General features: G+C 70.4%; 19 protein-coding genes. 11 read left to right on the top strand and 8 right to left on the bottom strand.

The genetic code is table 11. From position 1 onward, the window contains the following. Nucleotides 1-23: 23 nt before the first annotated feature. Complete coding sequence (locus HS109_05360) at nucleotides 24-620, bottom strand: cytochrome b (protein ID MBE7521797.1); 597 nt, start codon at nucleotides 618-620, stop codon at nucleotides 24-26. Between the two features lie 138 nt (nucleotides 621-758). Beyond that, nucleotides 759-1,229 carry a PepSY domain-containing protein gene (locus HS109_05355; GenBank protein MBE7521796.1) on the bottom strand — a complete coding sequence of 157 codons (471 nt, stop codon included), beginning with the start codon at nucleotides 1,227-1,229 and terminating at the stop codon, nucleotides 759-761. 160 nt (nucleotides 1,230-1,389) lie between these two features. Here HS109_05355 and HS109_05350 point away from each other — a divergent pair, with 160 nt between their 5' ends. The 3 genes from HS109_05350 to HS109_05340 are packed head-to-tail and all read left to right on the top strand — an operon-like array spanning nucleotide 1,390 to nucleotide 3,780. Further along, the gene (locus tag HS109_05350) at nucleotides 1,390-1,710 is read left to right on the top strand and encodes a PepSY domain-containing protein (GenBank protein MBE7521795.1); all 321 of its coding nucleotides are present in this window, start codon (nucleotides 1,390-1,392) and stop codon (nucleotides 1,708-1,710) included. A 25-nt stretch (nucleotides 1,711-1,735) separates the two neighbouring features. Beyond that, entirely contained in the window at nucleotides 1,736-2,398 is a 663-nt protein-coding gene (locus tag HS109_05345) for a response regulator transcription factor (GenBank protein ID MBE7521794.1), read from the top strand. Then, a complete protein-coding gene (locus HS109_05340; protein MBE7521793.1) occupies nucleotides 2,395-3,780 on the top strand; it encodes an ATP-binding protein in 1,386 nt (461 codons plus the stop codon). Before HS109_05345 ends, HS109_05340 begins: the two co-directional genes overlap by 4 nt. A gap of 25 nt (nucleotides 3,781-3,805) precedes the next feature. Here HS109_05340 and HS109_05335 read toward each other — a convergent pair whose 3' ends face one another. Further along, on the bottom strand, nucleotides 3,806-4,261 hold the full coding sequence (locus HS109_05335; GenBank protein MBE7521792.1) for an META domain-containing protein: 456 nt from the start codon (nucleotides 4,259-4,261) through the stop codon (nucleotides 3,806-3,808). 556 nt (nucleotides 4,262-4,817) lie between these two features. On the opposite strand from HS109_05335, the gene HS109_05330 reads away from it, so the two are divergent. From HS109_05330 to HS109_05305, 6 genes are all read left to right on the top strand, one after another. Further along, nucleotides 4,818-5,387, top strand: coding sequence for an OmpA family protein (locus HS109_05330; GenBank protein ID MBE7521791.1), 570 nt, complete (start codon nucleotides 4,818-4,820; stop codon nucleotides 5,385-5,387). A gap of 117 nt (nucleotides 5,388-5,504) precedes the next feature. Next, nucleotides 5,505-6,977, top strand: coding sequence for a glucose-6-phosphate dehydrogenase (gene zwf, locus HS109_05325; GenBank protein ID MBE7521790.1), 1,473 nt, complete (start codon nucleotides 5,505-5,507; stop codon nucleotides 6,975-6,977). Nucleotides 6,978-7,175: 198 nt separating this feature from the next. Further along, a complete protein-coding gene (locus HS109_05320; protein ID MBE7521789.1) occupies nucleotides 7,176-8,471 on the top strand; it encodes a peptidase C11 in 1,296 nt (431 codons plus the stop codon). A gap of 22 nt (nucleotides 8,472-8,493) precedes the next feature. After that, nucleotides 8,494-9,012 (top strand): hypothetical protein, encoded by a 519-nt coding sequence (locus tag HS109_05315; GenBank protein ID MBE7521788.1) that lies wholly within the window; start codon nucleotides 8,494-8,496, stop codon nucleotides 9,010-9,012. Nucleotides 9,013-9,194: 182 nt separating this feature from the next. Beyond that, on the top strand, nucleotides 9,195-10,070 hold the full coding sequence (locus HS109_05310) for a pirin family protein (GenBank protein MBE7521787.1): 876 nt from the start codon (nucleotides 9,195-9,197) through the stop codon (nucleotides 10,068-10,070). 109 nt (nucleotides 10,071-10,179) lie between these two features. Beyond that, complete coding sequence (locus tag HS109_05305) at nucleotides 10,180-11,439, top strand: MFS transporter (protein MBE7521786.1); 1,260 nt, start codon at nucleotides 10,180-10,182, stop codon at nucleotides 11,437-11,439. 37 nt (nucleotides 11,440-11,476) lie between these two features. Here HS109_05305 and HS109_05300 read toward each other — a convergent pair whose 3' ends face one another. Continuing rightward, the gene (locus HS109_05300; GenBank protein MBE7521785.1) at nucleotides 11,477-11,893 is read right to left on the bottom strand and encodes a hypothetical protein; all 417 of its coding nucleotides are present in this window, start codon (nucleotides 11,891-11,893) and stop codon (nucleotides 11,477-11,479) included. A 208-nt stretch (nucleotides 11,894-12,101) separates the two neighbouring features. Here HS109_05300 and HS109_05295 point away from each other — a divergent pair, with 208 nt between their 5' ends. Next, entirely contained in the window at nucleotides 12,102-13,604 is a 1,503-nt protein-coding gene (locus tag HS109_05295) for a bifunctional metallophosphatase/5'-nucleotidase (protein MBE7521784.1), read from the top strand. On the opposite strand, the gene HS109_05290 is transcribed toward HS109_05295, so the two are convergent. Further along, nucleotides 13,558-14,202 carry a methyltransferase domain-containing protein gene (locus HS109_05290; protein MBE7521783.1) on the bottom strand — a complete coding sequence of 215 codons (645 nt, stop codon included), beginning with the start codon at nucleotides 14,200-14,202 and terminating at the stop codon, nucleotides 13,558-13,560. The genes HS109_05295 and HS109_05290 overlap by 47 nt on opposite strands. A gap of 140 nt (nucleotides 14,203-14,342) precedes the next feature. Then, nucleotides 14,343-14,816 (bottom strand): hypothetical protein, encoded by a 474-nt coding sequence (locus tag HS109_05285; protein ID MBE7521782.1) that lies wholly within the window; start codon nucleotides 14,814-14,816, stop codon nucleotides 14,343-14,345. Nucleotides 14,817-14,999: 183 nt separating this feature from the next. On the opposite strand from HS109_05285, the gene HS109_05280 reads away from it, so the two are divergent. Next, the gene (locus tag HS109_05280) at nucleotides 15,000-15,698 is read left to right on the top strand and encodes an IPTL-CTERM sorting domain-containing protein (protein ID MBE7521781.1); all 699 of its coding nucleotides are present in this window, start codon (nucleotides 15,000-15,002) and stop codon (nucleotides 15,696-15,698) included. A 131-nt stretch (nucleotides 15,699-15,829) separates the two neighbouring features. On the opposite strand, the gene HS109_05275 is transcribed toward HS109_05280, so the two are convergent. Together HS109_05275 and HS109_05270 are read right to left on the bottom strand one after the other, a co-directional pair. Continuing rightward, complete coding sequence (locus HS109_05275; protein MBE7521780.1) at nucleotides 15,830-17,011, bottom strand: ribonucleotide-diphosphate reductase subunit beta; 1,182 nt, start codon at nucleotides 17,009-17,011, stop codon at nucleotides 15,830-15,832. An 82-nt stretch (nucleotides 17,012-17,093) separates the two neighbouring features. After that, nucleotides 17,094-17,339, bottom strand: a complete 246-nt coding sequence (locus HS109_05270; GenBank protein MBE7521779.1) for a DUF2442 domain-containing protein — start codon at nucleotides 17,337-17,339, stop codon at nucleotides 17,094-17,096. Nucleotides 17,340-17,554: the final 215 nt, after the last annotated feature.

Genomic DNA, 17,554 nt, shown 5'->3' with positions numbered 1-17,554 from the left:
GACGGCGCGAACCTGCTTTCCGTCTATCCGGGCGGCAGGCGCAGCGATCCGGCCGCGGCAGATCCGCGCAACGGTCGTGGCAGCATGCGCCGCAGTGTATCGTCGCCTCGCACATGGTGGTGGAACAGCGCCGCCGCCGCGTGCACGCCGATCAGGAAATAGCCGATCGTGCCGAGCGCTTCGTGGAGGTCCTCGAGGTTCTTCGCGAGCGCCTTGTCCGGCGCGATCAGCGGCGGCAGCTCCGCGCCGAAGAAGGGTACCGGCCTGCCCTTGGCGCTCACCGCGAGCCAGCCCAGGAGGGGCATCGCCACGAGGAATGCGTACAGCGCCACGTGCATCGAGCCCGCCAGCCACCGCTCCCAGTCGGCCGGAGGAGGCTCGAGCGCCGGAGCCCGCACGACCTGGCGCAGGACGAGGCGCCCGAGGACCAGGACGAACAGCAGCATCCCGAGCGTGAAATGCCAGGACTTCATCGCGACGTAGGCCTCGCTTCCTTTCGGAAAGACGCCTCGAAGTTCGATCGCCGCGTACACGGCGAGGAGGAGGAGCAGGGTCAGCCAATGGGCGGCGATGGACCACGGGTGGTACGCCTCGCGGCGTGTCGTCGTTGATATGGGCATGGCGGTGGCTTTCGCGGGTGGCAGTTCGATGGACGCATTCGGGGCATCGGACGGAATGCTTTCGGCGCGCCGGGCGGGACGCGGCCGAAGGCGACCGGCCCGCCGGCGCCTCCGGAGCGTCGCGTCCCGCCTCGCTCGTCAGCCGCCGGTGGCGGGCAGGCGCGCGTAGATGTCCGACAGGTACCAGCCCATCGTCGCGCTCGACAGCCCCTGCGCGCGCCGGTCGGTGCGGCAGGGTTCGCTACCGCATTCCGTGGGCGCGTGACGGCTGTCGTCGCCCATGCGCTTGTGGTCGCGGTCGCTTCTGCGCGCATCGGTCTTCGTCTTCAGGATCGCACCGCTGTGCGCGTCGACCCGAAGCTTCACGCGTTCACCCGCGCTGGTGCGCGCGTCGACTTCCCAGGCGCCGCCGTCGCGCTCGATCTCGTCGATGTCGCGGTAGCCTTGCGCGGTCAGCCGTTCGACCACCTGGCCGATGGTCAGGCGCGCGCCGGCTTCGAGCGCGGCGCCGGCCAGGGGGTCCTGTGCCTGGACCGCGGTCACGGCGAGCGAGCCGACGGCGAGTCCGGCGGCGAGGGCGAAGGCGGAAAGTGCGTAGGGGGTTTTCATCGCGCGGTTCTCCGGTGGTCGCGGTCGTCGAGTGACCGTGGTGCGATCTTGACCGCGGCTGCATGTATCCACGCTGAACGGCGTGTTCATCTGCCGTTCAGGTGACGGCGTCTACAAGGGGTTTTCGACGCGACGTGTCGACCGTGAGCAGGAACGCCCGATGAAACGCAGGACTTTGCGGCAATGGACCGCTGCGGTAGTGTTGGCGGCAGCCGCCGTGCTTCCCGTTCACGCGGGCGGTCATCACGACCAGGACCGGGCCCGCCGCGCGCTCGAAGCGGGCGAGATCCTGCCGTTGCAGGACATCCTCGCGCGGGTGGGGCGAGATGTCCCGGGGCAGGTGATCGCGGTCGAACTCGAACGGGAACGCGACCGCTGGGTCTACGAGATCAAGCTGCTGGGTCCGGACGGATCGATCGTCAAGCTCGAGGTCGATGCCCGCGACGGGTCCGTCCTGAAGCGCAGGGGCGGGATGAGATGAGGCGAGCCGGCCGGGGCACCACGAGATGCGGGTTCTGGTAGTCGAAGACGAAACGACGCTCGCTTCGCAGTTGGCGCACGCGCTGTCGGAGGCCTCCTACGCCGTCGATGTGACGCACAACGGCGTCGATGCGCTGCACGCGGGAGAGACCGGCGAGTTCGATGCCGTCATTCTCGATCTGGGACTGCCGGGGCTCGACGGCGTCACCGTCCTCAAGCGGTGGCGCGAGTGCGGGCGCGGCATGCCCGTCCTGATCCTCACCGCGCGCGACAACTGGCACGACAAGGTCGCGGGGATCGACGCGGGGGCGGACGACTATCTGGCCAAGCCGTTCCACATGGAGGAATTGCTCGCACGCGTGCGGGCCCTGATCCGCCGGGCCGGCGGGCACGCGCGGGCGGAACTCCGCTGCGGCCCGGTCGTGCTCGACACGCGCAGCGGACGGGTCAGCGTCGACGGGCAGGCCGTCGCGCTCACCGGTCACGAGTTCCGGGTGCTCGACTACCTGATGCACCACCGCAACGAGGTCGTGTCGCGCAGCGACCTGATCGAGCACATCTACGCCCAGGACTTCGACCGCGACTCCAACACGATCGAGGTGTTCATCGCGCGCCTGCGGAAGAAGCTGCCCGCGAAGCTCATCGAGACCGTGCGCGGGATGGGCTACCGCATCGCCTGCGGGGAATGAGCGTTCGCGTCCGGATGCGTGAGTCGCTGCGCGTCCGCCTGCTGGCGGGAACGCTCGCGTGGATCGCAGCGTCGATCGCGATCGCGGGTTGGGGCCTGGGGACGCTCGTACGCGACCATGTCGAGGCCCGGTTCCACGCCGAGTTGCGCACCCACCTCGACCAGCTCACCGCCAATCTGGTGCTCGACGAAGCCGACGCGCCGGAGCTCTCGACGCCGCTGAGCGACCCGCGCCTCGCGCGACCGTATTCCGGACTCTACTGGCAGGTGGACCGGGCCGCGGGCCCCGCCGGACCCGCTGCGATCGGCGTCCTGCGCTCACGATCGCTCTGGGACGCCGTGCTCGAGGTGCCGACCGGTACGGGGCTGGACGGGCAGGTGCATCTGCATAGCGGGCGCGGTCCGGCCGGCGCGACGCTCCAGGTGATCGAACGCACGATCCATCCGGCGGACCGACCGGGGCTCACGTTCCGGCTGATGGTCGCCGCCGACGAGCGCGCGATGACCGAGCCGGTGCAGCGGTTTCGAGGGATGCTCTGGGCTGCACTCGCGCTGCTTGCGATCGGCCTCGTCGTTGCCGCGGTCATGCAGGTGGTCGTCGGCCTCGCGCCGCTCGCCCGGCTGCAGCGTGCGCTCGGCGCCGTGCGGGAAGGCAAGGCGACCCGGATGGAGGGCTCGTTCCCCTCCGAAGTCACGCCGCTCGTCGACGAGTTCAACGCCGTGCTCGGGCAGAACGCCGAGATCGTCGTTCGTGCACGCACGCTCGCCGGCAATCTGGCCCACGCGCTGAAGACGCCGTTGAGCGTGCTCGCGAACGCCGCGCATGCGCAGCGCGGCGGCGAGTTCGCAAGGCTGGTCGGCGATCAGGTGGAGGTCGCGCGCCGCCAGGTCGACTACCACCTGAAGCGTGCGCGCAGCGCTGCGGCAACGCGCGTCCCTGGAGCCCGGACACCGGTCGCCCCGGTCGTGGACGGTCTCGTGCGCGCGATCGAGCGCATCCACGCCGATCGCCGGCTCGAGATCGACGTCCAGCCGATCGACGGCGCGCTCGCCTTCCGCGGCGAGGAGCAGGATTTGCAGGAGCTGCTCGGCAACCTCGTCGACAACGCGTGCAAGTGGGCGCGGCATCGCGTAGCGCTCTCAGCCGGTGGCGACGGTGGCAGGTTGACCATCGCGATCGACGACGACGGCCCGGGCATCGCGCGCGAAGCGCGGGCGAACCTCATGCGCCGAGGTGTCCGGGCCGATGAGCGGGTGGAAGGTTCGGGGCTCGGCCTCGCCATCGTCGACGAACTGGCCCGCCTCTACGGCGGCGAGGTCCGGTTCGAGGACTCGCCTCTCGGCGGCGCGCGGGTGGTGCTCGACCTGCCGGCCGTACGTTGAACGCGCCCCGCTCGCCGGGGCCGGCCTATCGCTCCGCGCGAAAGGTCGCGAGCACCCGCCCGTCGGCGGCGTGGAGCGTCATGCGATCGCCGTCGACCGTCGCGCGCACCGCATGAAGGAGCGCCACGTGGAGCGCGCCGGCAAGCATGAAGTCCGGTGGGCAGGGGACCGGCGCGAGCGCCCCCTTCGCCGGGTCGAACCGCATGTTGTTGGGGTCGGTGCTGCCCTCCATGAAGAACGTCGTGCAGCCGTCGAAGCCGGCGACGCGGTCCCCTCCGAACCTGATCGAAGGCGTACGCGCGGGCGCGACCGTGACCGGTTCGCTGCCGAGTTGCACGAGCGTCCACCGCGTGCCGTGGAACGGGGGGCTCGCCGACGTCATCTGCGACACGACGGCGACGGCGAGCAGCACGGCCGCTGCGAGTGCCACGACGATCGGGCCGACCCCCATGGCCGAGGGCGTGAACAGTGTGCGTTTCATCGATCCTCGCCTCTCGAATGCCTGGCGTACTCGGGCTGTAACGCATGCGCGGTCTCCCGGGGGTTGAGACCGCCGGTGCCTGCCCGGGTGCTGCGTGCTCCCCGGCCCGGGGGAGGGGCCGCTCGGGACCGCCGCGGATCGACCGGCACCACCCTCTCCGCCTGGTGTTGCACGACGGCGTCCCCGACCCTGTCCGCCGACGGCGGAGCGGCGTACCTCGCGGGCTTCGGCAGCGCGGAGGTCGCGTTCGTCGCGATGCTGGTCGTGACGGCGCTCGGCGCGACGATCGGCGGCGCGGGGCTGATCCGCACCTTGCTCGGGCGGCTCGCGCGGCAGGAACCCCGGCCAGACTCCTGACCCGGGCCATCGAGCGCCTGCTTCCGGCACCTGGGATCCTCACCCGCGGGCGGGCGCAATCATGCGTGGACGTCGGGCGCCGGTCGGTTCAGACTCGCGCACGGAGGATGCCGCCCTCGGCTGCGTGCGGCCTCGGCGCACCTGATCCTGCTCGCCGCGTGCGAGCGCTTGCCGTCCGACGTTCGATCGGGAGGATCGCATGAAGCCACTGCCTGTCGCCATTGCCGTCGCGGTGCTGCTGGCGTTGCTCTGGTGGTTCTGGCCGCGCGACAAGGCGCCGCCGCCCCCGGTGGCGGACGCTTCGAAGGCCCCGGTCGCCTCGACAGCGCCCGCCGCGCCGCCGGCGAGCGCTGAAGCTCCGCCTCCTGCGCCTGCACCGGCGCCGGTGGTCGAGCCACCGCCGAGGGCGACCGTGTACTTCGCGTTCGACCGTTCGGCGCTTCGTCCCGACGACGCGGCCGCGCTCGACGCGTTCGTCGCGAAGCTCCAGGCGCGCGACTACACGAGCGTGGTCGTGAAGGGCTACGCCGACCGGATCGGCGAGGCTCCGCACAACGACGCGCTGTCGAAGAAGCGCGCCGAAGCCGCCGTGGCCTACCTCACCTCGAAAGGCGTGGACGCGAAGCGCAGCCGTGTCGAGGCGAAGGGCGAGAGCGAGCCGGTCACCGGCGACACCTGCAAGGACCTCGGGGCCGAGGACGCGAAGAACGCGAAGCTCGTCGACTGCCTCGAAAAGGACCGGCGCGCCGTGATCGAAGTCGCGCTCTGACGCCCCGCGCGACGGGACGCTGCCAACCGGCGCCGAGCCGGCCGGAGGCGCGAACGCGCCTGCGTGTGGAAGAATGCGCGCTCCCGGACCCGCTGGCTCATGGCGGGTCCGGGCGTCATGTCCTTCGATCTCGTCCTCTTCGGCGGCACCGGCGATCTCGCGTGGCGGAAGCTCATGCCGGCGCTCTTCCAGGCGCACCGGCACGGCACGCTGCCCCCGGGCGGGCGGATCCTCGCCGTCGGGCGCAGCGCGTGGCGCGACGACGACTACCGCCGGTGGCTGTGGGAACGCTTCCGCGACGTCGACGAGGGCAAGCGCCCGGTCGACGGCGAGTTCGAGCGCTTCGCCGCCCTCGTCCATTTCCTCGAACTCGACCTCGCGCGGCCCGGCGACTACGCGCGGCTCGCGGCGTGGCTCGCGTCCGGTACGGCCGGGCGCGGCGGGGCCGCGGACGCGGTCGTGTTCTACCTCGCGACCGGTCCGCACCTGTTCCCGATCGTCTGCGGCGAAGTCGGCCGCGCCGGACTGAACGGCCCGAACGCGCGCGTGGTGCTCGAGAAGCCGCTCGGCCACGACCTCGCGAGCGCGCGCGCGATCAACCGGGTCGTGGGCAGCGTGTTCGACGAGGCGCAGGCGCTGCGCATCGACCACTATCTCGGCAAGCCCGCGGTGCAGAACCTCCTCGCGCTGCGCTTCGGCAACGTCCTGTTCGAGCCGCTGTGGCGGCGCGAGTGCGTCGCCAACGTCCAGATCACGATCGCCGAGTCGATCGGCGTCGGCACGCGCGGCGACTTCTACGACGGCGCCGGCGCGTTGCGCGACATGATCCAGAACCACGCGCTGCAACTGCTGTCGATGATCGCGATGGAGCCTCCGTCGCGGCTCACGCCCGACGATCTCCACGCGAGGAAGCTCGAGGTGCTGCGCGCGCTCGCGCCGTTCGACGAGGCATCCGCAGTGCGCGATGTCGTGCGGGGACAGTACGGTGCGGGCGTCGTCGACGGCGTCCGCGTGCCGGGCTACACGGACGAACGCATGGTGCCACGCGAGAGCCGCACCGAGACCTTCGTCGCGCTTCGGGCCGAGGTGCGGAACTGGCGCTGGGCCGGGGTGCCGTTCTTCCTGCGCACCGGCAAGCGGCTCGCCGCGCGCAGCGCCGAGATCGTCGTGGCGTTCCGCCCGACGCCGCACGCGATCTTCCCCGGCGAGAATCGTCCCAACAAACTCGTGATCAAGCTGCAGCCCGACGACGGGCTCGAGCTGCACCTTTCGGCGGCCAGGGGCTCGTCGGTGGGCGAGGAACTCGCCCCGGTGTTCCTCGACCTCGACTTCGACAAGGCGTTCGGCCAGGCGCGCGTCGGCGCCTACGAGCGCCTGCTGCTCGACGCGATCGCCGGTCGGCGCAACCTGTTCGTGCGCAGCGACGAGCAGGAGGAGGCGTGGCGCTGGGTCGAGCCCGTGCTCGTTGCCTGGGCGCGCGAGGACGCGGCGGCGCGCGGCCCGCAACGCTATGCCGCGGGCACGATGGGCCCGGAGGCGGCGAACGCGCTCGTTGCGCGCGAGGGTTTCGCCTGGGAGGAGATGCGCTGAGCGAATTCGCGGAGGCCATACCCATGCGCCACATGCATGAGCGTCGCGATACGCGGGCTCCTTGAACCTCGTCCGCGTGTCGGCGCGCCCTTGACTTCCCCGGGCCGGGCGCCTACCGTCGTACATGTTGTGCAGTACAGTACGCGCCGCCTTCGAACGGCGCGAGGTCGCGCTGGCCGCGCGCACAGGGGAGGCACGATGACCGCCAGCCGCACGACGAGAGACTCCGCGCCCGGCCGCGCGCGTGCGCGAGGGTCGAAGAAGGCGTGGACGGTCCTCGTCTACCTCGGCGGCGACAACGACCTCGACGCCGCGGGGGCGGATGACCTGGACGAGATGAAGTCGGTCGGGTCCACCGACGACGTCGACGTCGTCGCGCAGTTCGACCGTGCGGGCGAGACCGGCCGAACCCATCGCTACCACCTGCGCAACGGGACGACGCTCGCGCAGGATCGCGTCGGCTCGCTCGGCGAAACCAACACCGGCGATCCCGCGGTCCTCGAGGATTTCCTGCTGTGGGGCGCCGGAACCTTCCCCTCCGAGCGCACGCTCGTCGTGCTGTGGAACCACGGCGCAGGCTGGGACGACACCGACCTCTACCGCGAGGCGCTCCGACGGCGTGGATCCGGATCGACGCCGGACCGATCGAGGCGTGCGGGCCGGGTGCTCGCCGCCGACATCGCGCGTGCCGGTGGCCGTTGGCGGCGCACGGTCTTCGCGACCAGCGTCGCGAAGGCGGCCGACGCGCGTGCGATCCTGTTCGACGACAGCGCGCGCGACTTCCTCGACAGCCTGGAACTGAAGCGCGTCGTCGCGAAGGTGAAGGCGAAGCTCGGGCGGCGCATCGACGTCCTCGGCATGGATGCCTGCCTGATGGCGATGGTCGAGGTCGCCTACCAGGTGCGCGGCGCGGTCGACGTGCAGGTCGGCTCCGAGGAACTCGAGCCCGGGGACGGGTGGCCCTACGCCGCGATCCTCGCGAGACTCGCGGCGAAGCCGTCGATGACCGCGCGTGAGCTGGGTGCGGCGATCGTCGAGGCCTACCTCGCGTCGTACCGCGCGCGCGACGTCGTCACCCAGTCCGCGCTCGACCTCTCGCGCATGTCCGACCTGCGCCACGCGGTGGACGGGCTCGCCCGCGCGCTCTCCGCGGGCTGCGCGCATCCCGCGACGCTCGTCGCGATCGTGCGGGCGCGGCGCTCGACGCAGCACTACGACACGAAGGACTACGTCGACCTCGCGCACCTGTGCGAGCGTCTCGAGGCGCAGGACACGGGCGTCGCCGTCGCGGACGCCTGCGGCATCGTGCGCGCCGCGGTCGAGGGCGCCGTGATCGCATCGGGATCGAAGGGCGCCTCGGTCGCGAATTCCACCGGGCTGTCGATCCATTTCCCCGAGGCGCGCGTCTCGCCGCTCTACGCGAAGCTCGACTTCGCGAAGCAGGGCGGGTGGGACGCCTTCCTCGACACCTACCACCGGGCGCTGGGCGCCTGACGCCGATGACGACGGAGGCACGATGAGAACCTGCGCGGCCCTTGCACTCGCGGTCCTCGCACCGGCGATCCTCGGCGGCTGCGCGTCGCGGCTGTCGGTCTACCGGGAGGGCTCCGTCGAACCGGAGAAGGGCCTGCCGTTCAGCGTGCCGGAGGTCTACGTGAAGACCGGCTGGCACGACCGCTCGGCGAAGGCCGACGACGCGGGCTGCGACGATGCGCAGTTCTTCGAGACGGTGCTCCTGCCGACCGGCGACCGGCACTACCTGAACGTCGAGGCGATGCCGTTCACCAAGACCGGATTCGTCGTCAAGTTCAACGCGTCGGGCAACCTGTCCGAGGTCACGCTCAACACCGAGCCCTCCGGCGCGGACGAGATCAAGGCGGTCGCGGAACTCATCAAGACGGTGGCGCCGATCGCCGCGGGCGGGGCCGCGACGCGATCGCCTGAGGGCGTCCGCGCGCGCAAGGCCTGCGACGCGGGCGAGCGGGACGTGCGGTTCTGCAAGCTGGACGAGTTCCGCGCCGGCAAGTGCAAGTAGCGACGGCGGGCCGACCGCGCGACGGGTGAATGCTCCGGCTCCGGCGCGCGCTCTTCGCACGCCGCCGCCGCTTGTCCATGCGTGCGGTGGGGTTTCGGGGGCGCGATGCGTTGATCGAGCGGGGCGGAGGCATCGGCCGGCGTTGGTGCGGTCGTGATAGTCTTTCGCTCGCGAACGACGCCATGAAGACGCACCCGATCGAGCCTGAATCCGTCGCGGTCCCGCGCGCGGTCGAGCGCATCGTCGCCGGCCAGGCGACGAGCGACGGCGCGGGCGTGAAGCTCACGCGCGTGCTCGCGCAGCCGCTGCAGCGGCGCCTCGACCCGTTCCTGCTGCTCGACGCGTTCGGGACCGACAACCCGGACGATTACGTCGCCGGTTTTCCCGACCACCCGCACCGAGGCTTCGAGACGATCACCACGATGCTCGCCGGCCGGATGCGCCACCGCGACAACGCGGGCCACGAGGGCCTGCTCTCCGAGGGGGGCGTGCAGTGGATGACCGCGGGGCGCGGCATCGTGCATTCCGAACTGCCCGAGCAGGAGCGCGGCCGGCTGGAGGGCTTCCAGTTGTGGTTGAACCTGCCGGCGAAGGACAAGATGCGCGCGCCGTGGTACCGCGACATCGCGAAGGACGAGATTCCCGCGTTCACCACGGAGGAAGGCGTGACGGTGCGGGTCATCGCAGGCGCGAGCCACGGCGTCGCCGGCGCGATGACGCGCGAGGTGACCGAACCGCTGTACCTCGACCTCGACCTGCCGGCGGGCGCGGTGTTCGCGCAGTCGCTGCCGTCCACGCACAACGCCTTCGTCTACGTCTACCGCGGCGCGCTGCAGGTGCTCGGCGCGGACGTGCCCTCCGAGCGGATGGCGATCTTCGCGAACGACGCGGGCAGCGACGGCGTGCAGTTCCGGGCGGTCGCGGCCTCGCGCGCGATCCTCGTGGCAGGCAAGCCGCTGCACGAGCCGATCGCGCAGTACGGCCCCTTCGTGATGAACACGAGGGACGAGATCATCGCGGCGGTCAACGACTTCCAGGCGGGGAAGTTCGGGTCGTGACGGCAGCGCCGGCGAAGGGCCGCCCGGCGGTCGGCGGCCCGGGGCGCTGCGCGCATCGCGCCGCGCCAGTCACGCCGCGGCATCCGTCTCCGTTCCGTTCCGCCGCACGATGACCTCGGGCACGACCGGGCAGGCGGCGGGCGCGTCGCGTTCGTTCGCGGCGCTGCGCCACCCCGGGTTTCGCGCCTTCGTCGGCACCTACGCGCTGGCGATGATGGCGGACAACGTCGAGCACGTCATCAGCTACTGGGTGATCTTCCAGAAGTTCCAATCCCCGGCGCTCGGCGGCTTCGCGGTGATCTCGCACTGGGCGCCGTACCTGCTGTTCTCGGTGCCGGTGGGGGCGATCGCCGAGCGCGTCGACCCGCGCCGGATGATCCAGCTCGGCATGGTCATGTTCATCGCGGCGTCGGTGGGTTGGGGCTGGTTTTTCGCGACCGACACGCTCGAACTGTGGCACGCGGTGCTGCTCCTCGTGCTCCACGGCGCAGCGGGCGTGTTCTGGCAGACGGCGAGCCAGCTCCTGCTCTACGACATCGTCTCGCGCGACGAGCTGCCGAGCGCGGTGCGCTTGAACGCGACGGCGCGCTACCTGGGCTTCCTGGTGGGCCCCGCGATCGGCGGCGTCCTGATGCTCGCGCTCGGACCGGCCAACGGCATCTTCGTCAACGCGCTCTTCTACCTGCCGGCGATCGTGTGGCTCGCCCGTGCGCGCTACGGCCCGCGCTTTCGCAAGGAGCCTTCCGCGCCGCCGCGCGCGGTGCGCGGTTTCGCGGACATCGTGCTGACGATCCGGGAGATCCGCGGCCACCGCGTTCTCGTCCCGATGATCCTGCTCGCCGCGGCCGCGTCGTTCCTCGTCGGCAACAGCTACCAGGCGCAGATGCCGGAGTTCGCGCACGACCTCGGGCAGGGCGACGCGGGATGGCGCTACAGCATGCTGCTCGCGGCGGACGCCGCCGGAGCGCTCGTCGCCGGCGTCGTGCTGGAGAGCGGCTCGCTCTTGCGCATGGGACCTGCGACCGCGCTGGTGCTGGCGATCGCCTGGTGCGGTTCGCTCGCCGCGTTCGCGCTGGCGACGCACTTCACCTTCGCCGTGGCGGCGCTCTTCGTGGCCGGGTTCTTCGAGCTCGCGTTCGCCAGCATGGCGCAGGCGCTGGTCCAGATCCACGCGCCGCTCGCCGCGCGCGGCCGGGTGATCGGCCTCTACAACACGGCGTCGCTCGGGATGCGCACGTTCAGCGGCATCTCCGTCGGCGTGGCAGGCGCGGCGGTCGGCATCCACGCCTCGCTCGCCGGCGCGGCGGCGGCGATGTTCGTGGTGGCGGCGGCGCTCCTCGTCCGGGTTCGCTTTGCCCTGGCCGCATAGCGGGGGCAACGCGCCGAGGGAGCGATCGTGGGCGGTGTCAGGATGGCGCCTTCGCTCCCCAAATCCACGCCCACGCGGCGCGCACGCGACGCGCGCGGTCCTCGGCGAGGTACGAGGTCGCCAGCACGAGGAGGCCCGACACGATGCCGGTCACGATCGCTTCCGCGTAAGGGAAGCCGAAATGCCCCGGATGCGACCACGCGTCGGCGAGCGCAGTCAGTACGCCCATGACGCCCGCATTGCCGTAGCGGTTCCCGAACAGCCGGGCAGCGGGCGTGAACGTCAGGACGAGCGCGAGCACGCCGGTGCCCACGCCGGTCTGCAGCGCGATCTTCCAGTGCGGCAGACTCGCGAGCGCGACGAACGTCGGCGCCGACATGCCGAGCATGCAGGCGCAGGTCGGTTGCGCGAGCCGCTGCAGGAACACCCGTGCCCGCAGCTTCCGGTCTTTCATCGTCGTCGGATGCCGCCACCGGGCGGTCGTCGTGCCGTTGCCGGATGGGTCGGCGCACGGGTGGTCGGACTTACGCTTTCCCGTCGGGATCGGGAGGGGGAGTGGTCCCGAACCGATCCCCGGCCGCGATTCCCGTGAGCGGCCCTGCCGCGCCCATGCCCGTACACTGTTCGGCGCGCGAACGGCGCGGTCATGGGGAGAGGCGGCGATGCGACGAATTCGACGGACGCTGCGGGCGGGCGCGATCATCCTCCTTTGGGCGCTGTCCGCCTGCGCGCCGATGTCCTCGGCGCCCGAGGCGCCGGGAAAGCCGCTCGCAGTCACGTTCGTCCACCTGAACGACATCTACGAGATCGTGCCGGTGGAAGGCGGCAAGTCCGGCGGCCCCGCACGTGTCGCGACCGTGATCAAGCGGCTGAAGGCAGGCGGGGCGCCGGTGCTCGTGACGCTCGGCGGCGACTACCTGTCGCCCTCCGCGCTCGGCACCGCGAGGGTCGACGGCGAGCGGCTCGCCGGGCGGCAGATGGTCGACGTGCTGAACGCGACCGGGGTCGAATGGGCGACGTTGGGCAATCACGAGTTCGACGTGTCGGCCGCGCAGTTTCGCGCGCACCTCACGCAGGCGAAGTTCCGCATCGTCTCGACCAATGTCACCGACGCCGCGGGGCAGCCGTTTCCCGGCGTGCCGACCTCCGCGATCGTGCCGGTGACCGTCGACGGACGGACCGTGCGGATCGGGCTCATCGGCGTCACGATCGACTCGACGAGGAAGGACTGGGTCGCCTACCGCGACGGGATCGTCGCCGCGAAGGAGGAAGTGGCGAAGCTCGCCGGCGAGGTCGACGCGATCGTCGCGCTGACGCACCTCTCGCTCGAACAGGACGCCGAGTTCGTCGAGGCCGTCCCCGGCATCGACCTCGTGCTGGGCGGACACGAGCACGAGAACTTCGTGCTCCACCGGGGCCCGCGTTTCGTGCCGATCGTGAAGGCGGACGCCAACGTGCGCTCGCTCGCGGTCGTGACGCTCGCCTTCGGCGCGAGCGGCGCGCGGCCGTCGGTGTCGACGCGCCTCGAGGTGATCGACGACACCATTCCCTCCGATCCGGCGGTCGACGCGCTCGCGAAGGCGTGGGTCGAGCGCGGCTTCGAGGGCTTCCGCCGCGAAGGTTTCAAGCCGGAGGCCGTCGTCGCGACGATCGGCGTGCCGCTCGACGGACGCGAGGCCACGGTGCGCAACCGGCCCGGCAAGCTCACCGACCTGATCGCCGCGGCGATCGCGCGCGAGGCCGGTCCGGTCGACGTCGCGTTCTTCAACGCCGGGTCGGTGCGTATCGACGACGTGGTTCCGCCGGGCCCGGTCACCGAGTACGACGTGATCCGCATCCTGCCGTTCGGCGGGAAGGTCGTGCGCGCGAGCTTCGACGGCGCGCTGCTCGCGCGCGTCCTCGACACCGGCATCAACAACGAGGGCACCGGCGGTTTCCTTCAGGTACTCGGTGCGAAGCGCGCGGGCGCGACCTGGATCGTCGGCGGCACGCCCATCGATCCCGCGCGGCGCTACACGGTCGCGCTGAACGATTTCCTGCTCACCGGCGGGGAGACGAACATGGCGTACCTCACGCGCACGAATCCGGGCGTGCGCGACATCGTCGAGCGGCGCGACATCAGGCTCGCGGTGATCGAGGAGCTGAGCGCGGGGACGAGGCCGTGACGGGGGCGTCGTCGGGATCCATGGGAGTCTGACCCCATTGAACTGTCCGGCCGGACGGGTGGAGCTCGTAGCTCATCGTCACGCTCTGGTCGGGCGGCCGCACGTCGAGACCGGCGAGTTCCGGGTGGCGGCTGCGGCGGAATTCGACCGGCGCGATGTCGAAGCCGGCCTCGCCCGCGAGCGCGGCCAGCGTCGGCCCGTCGAACTGGAATCGGCACTGGATCTCGAGCGCGAGGTTGAAGACCTCGCACGCGCTTCCGGTGGCGAGCGGCACACCGACGGTCGCGTTCCACAGGTCGACGAGACGGTTCGGCCGCTCGAGGTAGAGGCGCGCGAGTTCCGTGAGGTCAGGCGTGAGCAGCCGCATCGCGCCGTCCGGCTTCAGGATCCGCCGGCACTCCGCCAGGAACGAGCGCGTCGCTTCGAGCCCGATGCACGAGATCGCGTGGTCGCACAGCACGAAGTCGACGGTCGCGCTTCCGAACGGCAGTCCGCGCCCGAGGTCCGCCACGACGTCGGGCCGACACGCGGCGTCGAGGTCGACGTTGATCCACCCCTCGTGCGGGAACGGTCCTGAGCCGAAGTTCACCTTGATCATCGCGGTCTCCGGGCGGCCGGAGCCACCCCCGGGTTCGATGGCGCGATCATCCGGCAACGAGGCGAGGCGCAGCGCGAGGGCGGTCGGGGCGGGGAGGGCCTGGCGCGCTGGACCGGGAGACGCCTGGGGTCAGGGCCCACTCAGGGCACCCACCCCAATCCGCCGAACGGAGGCCAGATCGCCCACGACGGGATCGACGCATCCTGGGTGTTGATCTTCGCCATCTTCTGGTCCTGCGCGGCCATGTACCGGCTCGCCTGCGCGGCATCCCAGTTCTGCGGCTGCGGGCTGGGAAGGCCGTTCCTGGTCCGAAGGGCGAGGTAGGCCTGGTACTCCTTCGGCGTGCCGACGTAGAGCAGGCTCTTCGCCACGTCCGGGTACACGTAGTAGTGCTCGCCGGTCAGCTGCACCGCGGTGACGTAGTCCGGCTGCAGCGTTTCCAGATGGCGCTTGCGCTCCGGCGTGTCGGCGGCGATCGTCTTGAATCCCGCCGCGGCCAGCAGGCTCTCGTTCGGCAGCGAAGCGGGCGAGGGTCCGGGTCCGGCGCAGCCCGTGGCGATGGCCAACAGCAGGAGGACGGCGAAGGGCAGGGCGAGCGTTCGAAGGCGCGGCATGGTCGGTCCATCGGGTCGGTGGGCCATGGTACGCGGACCCGCAGCTTCGCGGTGGGTTCGGAGTTCCCGTCCAGCCGCCGGTCGCCCCCTGGACGTGCGGCGACACTGGCGTCATTGTCAGGCGAGTGGGCAATATGTACAGTTGGTGGAAACCGGGTCGTCGAAACGGTAAGGGAGGGAGTCATGCGTCATCGCAAGTCGCCCACGATCGCGATGCGTGTCGCGATCGCGATCGTGTCGTCCGCAATCTCCGTCTCCGCGATCGCGGCGCCGTACTCGATCGAGTACCTCGGGCAAGTATCCTTGAGCGCCTTCCCCGAGATCCAGACTGGGCAGGGCTACACGGTGCGACTCGTGTTCGACAACGGCGGCGCCTCGGCAGCGAACCAGACCTGGGACCAATCGCACCTGACATGCATCATCTGGACGATGAACTATCTCGAGAACGTCAGGTTCGTGCAGGACCTCTCGATGACGCAGGGGACGCTTTCTGCCGCCGGCGCGATCACGACCGACGCCGGAGGGGCGCTCGCCTCCAACTTCAGTTCGTTGGTGTCCACATTCCCGAATGTAGGCACGTACTCGACCGTGGGCTTCGCTCCCGTGCCTCCGATCGAGTGGTTCCTCAACGACATCAATAACGTCTTTTACGACGACGCCAGGAGTTTCGGCGACGCCGCCGGCGGGGTGCAGATGGCCGTCGATGCGTGGACCGACCCGACTCCCTACGAGGGCGGCTGTCCGGTGACGGTGATGCCGATCAGCCACCAGCCGGTGCCGACCCTGTCCGAATGGGCGGCGTTCGCGCTGTCGGGGCTCCTCGGCCTCGGGGGAATCTTCGCGATGCGGCGACGGGTGCGGCGGGTGGGGCCGACGCCGTAGTGCGACTCCGCACGGGCGTGCGGAGATCCTTGCGACGTTCGAACGAGTCGTTTCGGTGAGGGCCTCCCGCTGCGCGATGCGCTTCGGGAAGCCGATCGGAGCCGCTGCGGCAACGACGGCTCCGACCCTGCCTAGTCCCAGCTCAACGCCCCGCCGGTCTGGTACTCGGTGACCCGCGTCTCGAAGAAGTTCTTCTCCTTCTTCAAGTCGATCATCTCGGCCATCCACGGGAACGGGTTGTCGGCCTTCGGGAACAGCGGGTCGAGGCCGATCTGCTGGCAGCGGCGGTTCGCGATGAAGCGCAGGTACTCCTTGAACATCGGCGCGTTCAATCCCAGCACGCCGCGCGGCATCGTGTCCTCGGCGTAGCGGTACTCGAGTTCGACGCCCTTCTTCATCAGCTCCGCGATCTCGTCGCGGAACTCGGGCGTCCACAGGTGCGGATTCTCGAGCTTGATCGTGTTGATGAGGTCGATGCCGAAGTTGCAGTGCATCGACTCGTCGCGCAGGATGTACTGGTACTGCTCGGAGCTGCCGGTCATCTTGTTCTGGCGGCCCATCGCGAGGATCTGCACGAAGCCGACGTAGAAGAACAGCCCCTCCATGATGCAGGCGAAGACGATGAGGCTGCGCAGCAGTTGCTGGTCGGCCTCGGGGGTGCCGGTGCGAAATGCCGGGTTGGTCAAGGTCTCGATGAACGGGATCAGGAACTCGTCCTTGTCGCGGATCGACGCGATCTCGTGGTAGGCGTTGAAGATCTCGCCCTCGTCCAGGCCCAGGCTCTCGACGATGTACTGGTAGGCGTGCGTGTGGATCGCCTCCTCGAACGCCTGGCGCAGGAGGTACTGGCGGCACTCGGGCGCGGTGATGTGGCGGTAGGTGCCGAGCACGATGTTGTTCGCGGCGAGGCTGTCGGCGGTGACGAAGAAGCCGAGGTTGCGCTTGACGATCAGGCGCTCGTCGTCGGTCAGCCCCTGCGGGTTCTTCCACAGCTCGATGTCGCGCTGCATGTTGATCTCTTGCGGCATCCAGTGGTTCGCGCAGCCGGCGAGGTACTTCTCCCAGGCCCAGCGGTACTTGAACGGCACGAGCTGGTTGACGTCGGCCGTGCCGTTGATGACGCGCTTGTCCTCGACGCGCACGCGCGCGGTGCTGTCGTGCGCGACCTGATGCTCGACGTCGAAGTCCTGCACCGGTTCGCCGCGGGCGAGGATGCCGCCGGCGACTTGTGCGCGGATCGTCTCCGCCGTGCGCGGCTTCGGCTCCGGCACGGTGGGCGGGGGCAGGTCGTCGTCGAAGGAGAGGGTTTGCATGTCGTGATGGCTCCTGGGTGGTGCTTGAACCCGTTCCCGCCTCCCGGGGTGAGGCGGGAGGCGGGGCGGGGCAGGCGAGCGGTCAGTGCATCGCCTTCAGTCGCTCGTACAGGAACTCGGGGGCGAAGTCCTGGCCATCGTGCCACGCGAGCGTCGCGAGACCCTTGTCCAGGTACACCTGCGAGAACCGGTGCCGATCGCGCAGGGGCGTCATCTCCTCGCCGTACAGCTCGTCGGAGAGATCGACGACACCCTTGCGCCCGTCGTTGAACTCCAGATACACCTTGTAATCGCCAAGATAGCGTGCGTCGACGACCTGTCGCTGCACGTGTTCGTAGCGCGCCAAGGGGGACTCCTTTCGTGAAGTTGACGAACGCACCGCGCGTCCGCCTGGCCGGGCGGACGCTTCCGGAGCCCACCGTCGCGCGGCGCGGCGTTCCGCGCGCTTCCGGTGCTGCGACAGGGGCGCCGCGGCGTTCTCGCCGTCGGTCCCCCTCGGGGAGGTCCTGTCGTGCGCGTCGTCCTTCACGGTTTCCTGTCCGG

This window comes from Burkholderiales bacterium, from assembly GCA_015075645.1.
Taxonomy (GTDB): domain Bacteria; phylum Pseudomonadota; class Gammaproteobacteria; order Burkholderiales; family Casimicrobiaceae; genus VBCG01.
The sequence above is the reverse complement of the archived record's forward strand: the minus strand, read 5'-3'. Positions and strand labels throughout refer to the sequence as shown.